We start from the raw sequence: 218 nt of genomic DNA on the forward strand, positions 1-218 counted from the left end.
GGCCGAGGACAACCAGCCGTCCGTGCAGATCCAGGTCTACCAGGGTGAGCGCGAGATCGCGGCGTACAACAAGAAGCTCGGCATGTTCGAGCTGACCGGCCTGCCCCCGGCCCCGCGCAGCGTCCCGCAGATCGAGGTCTCCTTCGACATCGACGCGAACGGCATCATGCACGTCACGGCCAAGGACCTCGGCACGGGCAAGGAGCAGAAGATGACCG

At 66.1% G+C, this 218-nt stretch carries 1 protein-coding gene; it reads left to right on the plus strand.

Annotated features, from left to right (window positions below):
• A partial coding sequence (locus IF09_RS41510) for an Hsp70 family protein (protein ID WP_037637311.1) occupies positions 1–218 on the plus strand: 218 nt, incomplete at both ends.

Source organism: Streptomyces katrae, assembly GCF_000717655.1.
Taxonomy (GTDB): domain Bacteria; phylum Actinomycetota; class Actinomycetes; order Streptomycetales; family Streptomycetaceae; genus Streptomyces; species Streptomyces katrae_B.